At 48.0% G+C, this 6,086-nt stretch carries 6 protein-coding genes and 1 rRNA gene; 5 read left to right on the top strand and 2 right to left on the bottom strand.

The window, feature by feature from the left end:
* The first annotated feature begins 13 nt into the window (after positions 1 to 13).
* The gene (locus BLR64_RS24755; RefSeq protein WP_090718721.1) at positions 14 to 784 is read left to right on the top strand and encodes a DODA-type extradiol aromatic ring-opening family dioxygenase; all 771 of its coding nucleotides are present in this window, start codon (positions 14 to 16) and stop codon (positions 782 to 784) included.
* A 102-nt stretch (positions 785 to 886) separates the two neighbouring features.
* Here BLR64_RS24755 and BLR64_RS24760 read toward each other — a convergent pair whose 3' ends face one another.
* Positions 887 to 1,507 (bottom strand): NAD(P)-dependent oxidoreductase, encoded by a 621-nt coding sequence (locus BLR64_RS24760; RefSeq protein ID WP_090718723.1) that lies wholly within the window; start codon positions 1,505 to 1,507, stop codon positions 887 to 889.
* Positions 1,508 to 1,523: 16 nt separating this feature from the next.
* Positions 1,524 to 2,396 carry an AraC family transcriptional regulator gene (locus BLR64_RS24765; protein ID WP_090718725.1) on the bottom strand — a complete coding sequence of 291 codons (873 nt, stop codon included), beginning with the start codon at positions 2,394 to 2,396 and terminating at the stop codon, positions 1,524 to 1,526.
* Between the two features lie 159 nt (positions 2,397 to 2,555).
* Between BLR64_RS24765 and BLR64_RS24770 the strand changes: the two genes are divergently transcribed.
* From BLR64_RS24770 to BLR64_RS24785, 4 genes are all read left to right on the top strand, one after another.
* Positions 2,556 to 3,386, top strand: coding sequence for an amidohydrolase family protein (locus BLR64_RS24770; RefSeq protein WP_090718742.1), 831 nt, complete (start codon positions 2,556 to 2,558; stop codon positions 3,384 to 3,386).
* A gap of 24 nt (positions 3,387 to 3,410) precedes the next feature.
* Positions 3,411 to 4,376 carry an aldo/keto reductase gene (locus tag BLR64_RS24775; RefSeq protein ID WP_090718726.1) on the top strand — a complete coding sequence of 322 codons (966 nt, stop codon included), beginning with the start codon at positions 3,411 to 3,413 and terminating at the stop codon, positions 4,374 to 4,376.
* Positions 4,376 to 5,398 (top strand): zinc-binding alcohol dehydrogenase family protein, encoded by a 1,023-nt coding sequence (locus tag BLR64_RS24780; protein ID WP_090718728.1) that lies wholly within the window; start codon positions 4,376 to 4,378, stop codon positions 5,396 to 5,398. The genes BLR64_RS24775 and BLR64_RS24780 overlap by 1 nt, the downstream gene beginning before the upstream one ends.
* Before the next feature lie 512 nt (positions 5,399 to 5,910).
* Positions 5,911 to 6,086 (top strand): 16S ribosomal RNA (locus BLR64_RS24785); the annotation flags it as partial.

Genomic DNA, 6,086 nt, shown 5'->3' on the forward strand with positions numbered 1-6,086 from the left:
AGGAGTGGAACAGATGATACCGTCCTATTTCTTTGCACACGGTGCACCCTCAATCGTACTTGAGGATAATGACTATACGAAGCTGCTGAAGCAGTTTAAAGACAACACGCCACAGCCGAAAGCGATTGTTCTCTTCTCCGCGCATTGGGAAGAAGCAGTCCAGACGGTTGGCGCTGCTAAGGCGTATGAAACGATTTATGATTTTGGCGGATTTCAGGATGAGCTGTACCAGATGACTTATCCGGCACAGAGTGACCGGGCGCTGGCGGATCAAATCCAACATTTGTTCACCAGGTATGGCATTGAGAGTGTCCGGAACGAGGTGAGAGGTCTGGATCACGGGGCATGGGCAGTTCTAAAGCTGCTCTATCCGGATGCAGATATCCCGGTCGTAGCGCTATCCGTAAACCGTCATTTGTCTAATGAACAGCAGTATGAGATCGGCAAGGCACTGTCTGAGCTTCGTGAGCAGGATGTGCTCATTATCGGAAGCGGAGGAACCGTGCATAATTTAAGAGGATTGAACTGGGCCTCCGAGGGAATTGACGGGTGGGCTGAACAGTTTGACAGCTGGATTCAGGATAAGTTGGAGACATGGGATACCGAAGCCTTGTTTCAATACCGCGAGTTGGCCCCCTATGCCAGGGAGGCCGTTCCCACCAACGAGCATTTCATCCCGCTGCTGCTGGCTATGGGTACTGGCGATGCCGGCCGTAATGCCAAGCTTCTTCACCGGAGCTATCAATACGGAAATCTGAGCTTGAGCTGCTGGCAATTTAATTAAAAGACCAAAGGGCAGTGGAGATGGGTAAATCTTCGCTGCCCTTTGGTTTGTTTCGAAGCTCCTGCTATCTCGGCGTTTGGGCCGGACAAATACATACGGGAATCAGTAGGCAAGGCCTGCACGTGAGTTAATAAAATTAGTGGCTTGTATTTGACTATAAGTAAATTCCGCTGTATCCTGCACAGATATTTCCCTACCGCCTTCAGGCAGAATATTTTGCCTCACACGATAGTTCCTTAACCCTTCCCCATTCTGCAAAGCAGTAGGGCATACGATAGTCCAGCTAAGTGCCGATTGTTTTAGCAAATCATATACCTGATGATGTTCTTCAGCTGCGCGGGTTGACCTGCGTTTGGATTCGCTTGACTGATAGCGCAGAAGATGGGGGGAATGTTCACTTTGCAGAATACCGGCAGTTCCTACGGTGATGATACGTTGTATACCCTCGTTATACATCGCCTCGATGATTAAAGGCATACTGTCTGAAAGAGTTGTTGTACCATCTGTATTTAGTGCACTAATCACTACATTGTTTCCGTGCACTGCACGGGTGATATCTTCTTTATTAAGAACGTTACCTTGTATGATCTTTAAGTTTTGGTTAGACTGTTGAATCTTCTTCGGAGTGCGGACTAATACGGTCACATGATGTCCATCCTGAAGAGCATGGGTAACGATGTGGCTCCCAACCCGTCCGGTGGCACCAAGGATCAATATATTCATATTGGGGAACCTCCTTTTATATATCCAGCTGGCTCTGTCTGTATTTGTGAGGCGTTACTCCTGTCAAAGCTTTGAACATCCGGTAGAAATGAGTTGGCGTTTCGTATCCGCATTGTTCTGAAATATCGGCGATCTTGTGATCTGAGCGGATCAGGAGCTCCTTGGCACGGATAATCCGTTTGGCGTTTACATATTGGGTAACATTCATAGTGGTCAATTGGCGGAACACGCGTGAGAAATGAGGCGCCGATACATTTGCCTTTTCTGCGAGCCGGGCAAGGGAAGCTTCCCGTTCGGGATGCTCGTCGATGTCACGCAGCACCTCCTTCATCCAGGAAGGGCCTACGCCGGTTTCGATTGAGGCATTGCGTTTGCGGATAGACTGGACATACCGGTTAATTTGCAGTAAAAGCTGGCATGAGAGAAGCTTAACGGCTTCATGGTAGCCCAACCTTTGTTCTTTCAGCTCCTGATGGATTTGGCCGAGCGCCATTTCTGTAACAGATCTCAGAGGTTCCTGCAGCTCAATCTGGTATATCCCTTTATGTCTGGCAAAATCAAAGCATAATAAGCTGTTGTACGAATCGTCCATCGGCTCCATCGCAAGCAGAGTAGGCGCAAAATAGAGGGCTGAGGATACAATGGGATGTTCGTTATGGGGCAGAGAGTGATGGATCGTGTTCCCCGGTATGATGAACAGGTCACCCTGCTTTTTTTCAAACCAGGCATTATCAATAAAGAATACCCCTTTACCCTGATGGATATAGACTAGCTCATACCGGTCATGCAGATGATCCGGGAGCTCGTTCATTTGTCTTTTTACCGTTTTGTATGCAAGCTCAAAGGGAAACAGAGGGTCGCCAAAAAAGGGTTTACGGATAGGCTTCACTCAGAACACTCCTTTTAAAGGATGTTGTAATGCAATGACGGATATCAAAATAGGTTATAAAAATGCATGTTTAGAGCATTAAATACTTGATTCTCTTAGTATACAATGTTCATTGAAGAGGAGCATTACATTATGAATGCAGAAGAGGTGTGCAGCAGGATGCGTATTGACGCTCATCAGCACTACTGGGAAATCGCACGGGGAGATTACGGCTGGATTACACCGGAGCTGCCGGTCCTGTACCGGGATTTCATGCCGGTCGATCTGGCACCGCTGCTTCAAACACACGGCTTTGAGGGGAGTATTATTGTTCAGGCAGCTCCGACGGTTGAGGAGACGGAGTTTATTTTATCCATCGCTGAGCAATCGCCGTCTGTGCTTGGGGTAGTAGGCTGGCTGGATCTTTTCGACCCGGACCACCGCCGGATCTATGAAAAGTTCAGGCAGCATCCGAAATTCAAGGGTTTCCGGATTATGATTCAAGATATGCCGGATGCTTACCGGATATTAGAGCCCGGATTTGTGGAAGCGCTTCGCAGATATGCAGAAGATAGCGTGCCCGTAGATCTACTTCTGGTTTCCGGCCAGATGGACGCTGTATTAAAGCTGCTTCAACAAGTTCCTGATCTGCGTGGCGTTATTGATCATATTGGCAAGCCGCCGATCAGGGATAAGGAGATGGAACCATGGAAGCAGTTCATGGCTGAATTTGCCCGATATCCTCAAATGTACTGCAAATTATCCGGAATGGTAACAGAAGGCGATCATAACCAGTGGCGCAAAGAAGACTTTCTTCCCTATATCCGCACAGTAGCAGACCTCTTCGGTCCGCAGCGGGTGATGTTCGGCAGTGATTGGCCGGTATGTCTTTTGGCGGCAGACTATTCTGAGGTTATGGACATTCTGGCCGGCTCTCTGCCTGAAGCCTGGGGAGAATATGAGCGCGGGCGTTTATTTGGTGAAAATGCGAAAGCGTTTTATAAACTATGAATCTGCTGAACGGGGGTACTTGTAATGAAATATCGTACATTAGGGAATACCGGGCTGGATGTGTCAGTGCTAAGCTTTGGCGCTTCTTCGCTGGGATCGGTGTTTCGTGAAACGGATGACCGGCAGAGTATCAAGACTGTACATGCTGCCATTGATGCCGGCATTAATTATATTGATGTTTCACCCTATTACGGTCTGACCAAAGCAGAAACGGTACTTGGAAAGGCGGTTCAGGAGCTGCAGCGTGACAAGTTCCTGCTATCCTCCAAAGCCGGGCGCTACGGTGAAGCGGCCTTTGATTTTTCCGCAAAACGTATCTTCAGCAGTGTGGAAGAGAGCCTAAAGCGGCTGCATACGGACTATCTGGATATTCTTTTCCTGCATGATATTGAATTCGTACCGGCTGCTATTCTTATAGAAGAAGCCTTACCGGCGATGGTTAAGCTGAAGGAGCAGGGCAAAATCCGTTTCAGCGGGATCAGCGGCCTGCCTTTACAGCTGTTTGAAAAGCTGCTTCCGCAAATAGAAGTGGATGCGATTCTGTCCTACTGCCATTATTCGCTCAACGATACATCACTCTTGGAATTGCTGCCGCTGCTTCAGGCAAAAGGGACCGGATTGGTCAATGCCTCACCGCTATCTATGGGGCTTCTGAGCACACGTGAGACAGCAGATTGGCATCCTGCGGGAAGCAGGCTAAAAGCAGTATGTAAACAAGCAGCCGAACATTGTGCCTCAAGAGGTACGGATATCGCCAAGCTCGCTGTTCAGTACTCTACCAGTCATGAAGAGATTCCGACTACACTGGTCAGTACAGCTACTCCGGCCAATATTATCAATAATGCCGCCTGGACTGATGAAAAGATGGACACAGAGCTGCTGCAGGAAGTACTGGATATACTGAAGCCCGTTCACAATGAATCATGGGTTAGCGGCCGTCCCGAATACAATGAACATCTGGAACCGGCCAAAGGAGGCGGAACAGTATAATGAAAGGCATTGTCTGTGAGGAAATCGGGAAATTTGTCTGGCATGAAGATTTAAAGGAGCCTTTACTGGAAAAGGGAACGGCCATCGTCCGAATTCGTCGGATTGGAATCTGCGGAACAGACCTGCATGCCTATCAGGGCAATCAGCCTTTTTTTAGCTACCCGCGGGTACTCGGTCATGAGCTTGCCGGCGTTATCGAAGCGGTAGGAGAGAATGAGGCAGGGCTGCATGCAGGCGATCAGGTCAGTATTGTGCCCTACATGCACTGCGGTGAGTGTTCGGCTTGTCTAGGCGGAAAAACAAACTGCTGCAAAAATATGAAGGTGTTCGGTGTCCATATAGATGGAGGAATGCGTGAGCGGGTCTCTGTTCCGCTTGGTCATTTAATCAAGACAGAAGGTCTTACGCTAGATCAAGCTGCAATGCTGGAGCCGCTGGCGATTGGAGCCCATGCTATCCGGCGCTCCGGTTTGACAGCGGGGGACACTGTTCTTGTTATTGGAGCAGGCCCGATTGGCCTGGGCGTTATGGCACTTGCCCGGTACGCAGGCGCCAAGGTCATCGCCATGGATGTTAATGAAGAAAGGCTGGAATTCTGCCGCAAATGGGCGCATGTAGAACATATAGTGAATGCACTGCAGCCGCCGCAGGAGCAGCTTGCTGCTATTACCGGGGAATCAGGAGCCGCCTTTGTTATTGATGCAACAGGTAATGCCAAATCCATGACGAATGCATTCAATCTGGTTGCGCACGGCGGAGCGCTTGTATATGTCGGTCTGGTCAAAAGCGACATCACCTTTAATGACCCCGACTTCCATAGTCACGAGATGAGCCTGATGGGCAGCCGCAATGCCACCATGGAGGACTTCGATTTTGTACGGAGGGCAATCTCGGCCGGATACGTTGATATAGAACGTTATATAACACACCGTTCAAATTTCGAAGATATGATCAACCAATTTGACAGCTGGCTCAAGCCGGAGTCTAAGGTGATTAAAGCGTTGGTTGAAATGAATGATTAATATGAAATACATCTTATTGGGTTAACATAGGTTAATCCATTTTTTTATTAAGTTTAGTTACTCTTGTAACTCTATTAGCTCCGATAGTGCCTACATTATTAATAGAGCGCATTTTTTGAAAAAAAGCTTGCATTCTAATTCTGTACATGGTATATTCTTATTCCGGCCAAGAAATGCTGAAAAGCATCGATGCCAAGCTCGAAAAAAGAAATTAAAAAAAGAGCTTGCAACGAACAACCGGATGTGATATAGTATAAGAGTTGCTGATGACGAGAATATCGACAGCGACAACGAGCTTGATCTTTGAAAACTGAACAACGAGTGAGTATCGGAGTTCACTTCGGTGATTCCAAAACTGATGATTTTCACAGCGTCTTGTACGCTTTAGAAATTCATCTTGAGAATGTAAATTCTCGTCAGATGTTTCAAAATGAGCGAATCGCTCTTTTCGATAGTTTTCGGATGGTTATTTCCATGAAGTGATTCAAGTGGAGTGACCGCCCGGAAAAACCTTATTGGAGAGTTTGATCCTGGCTCAGGACGAACGCTGGCGGCGTGCCTAATACATGCAAGTCGAGCGGAGTTTATCCTTCGGGATAAGCTTAGCGGCGGACGGGTGAGTAACACGTAGGCAACCTGCCCCTTAGCCTGGGATAACTATCGGAAACGGTAGCTAATACCGGATAAT

The sequence above is a fragment of the Paenibacillus typhae genome, from assembly GCF_900099765.1.
Classification (GTDB): domain Bacteria; phylum Bacillota; class Bacilli; order Paenibacillales; family Paenibacillaceae; genus Paenibacillus_AQ; species Paenibacillus_AQ typhae.

Coding starts and splice junctions, on each gene's coding strand:
- BLR64_RS24775 (WP_090718726.1), top strand. CDS start 3,411: ATGAAATATCGTACATTAGGGAATACCGGGCTGGATGTGTCAGTGCTA.
- BLR64_RS24755 (WP_090718721.1), top strand. CDS start 14: ATGATACCGTCCTATTTCTTTGCACACGGTGCACCCTCAATCGTACTT.
- BLR64_RS24780 (WP_090718728.1), top strand. CDS start 4,376: ATGAAAGGCATTGTCTGTGAGGAAATCGGGAAATTTGTCTGGCATGAA.
- BLR64_RS24760 (WP_090718723.1), bottom strand. CDS start 1,507: ATGAATATATTGATCCTTGGTGCCACCGGACGGGTTGGGAGCCACATC.
- BLR64_RS24770 (WP_090718742.1), top strand. CDS start 2,556: ATGCGTATTGACGCTCATCAGCACTACTGGGAAATCGCACGGGGAGAT.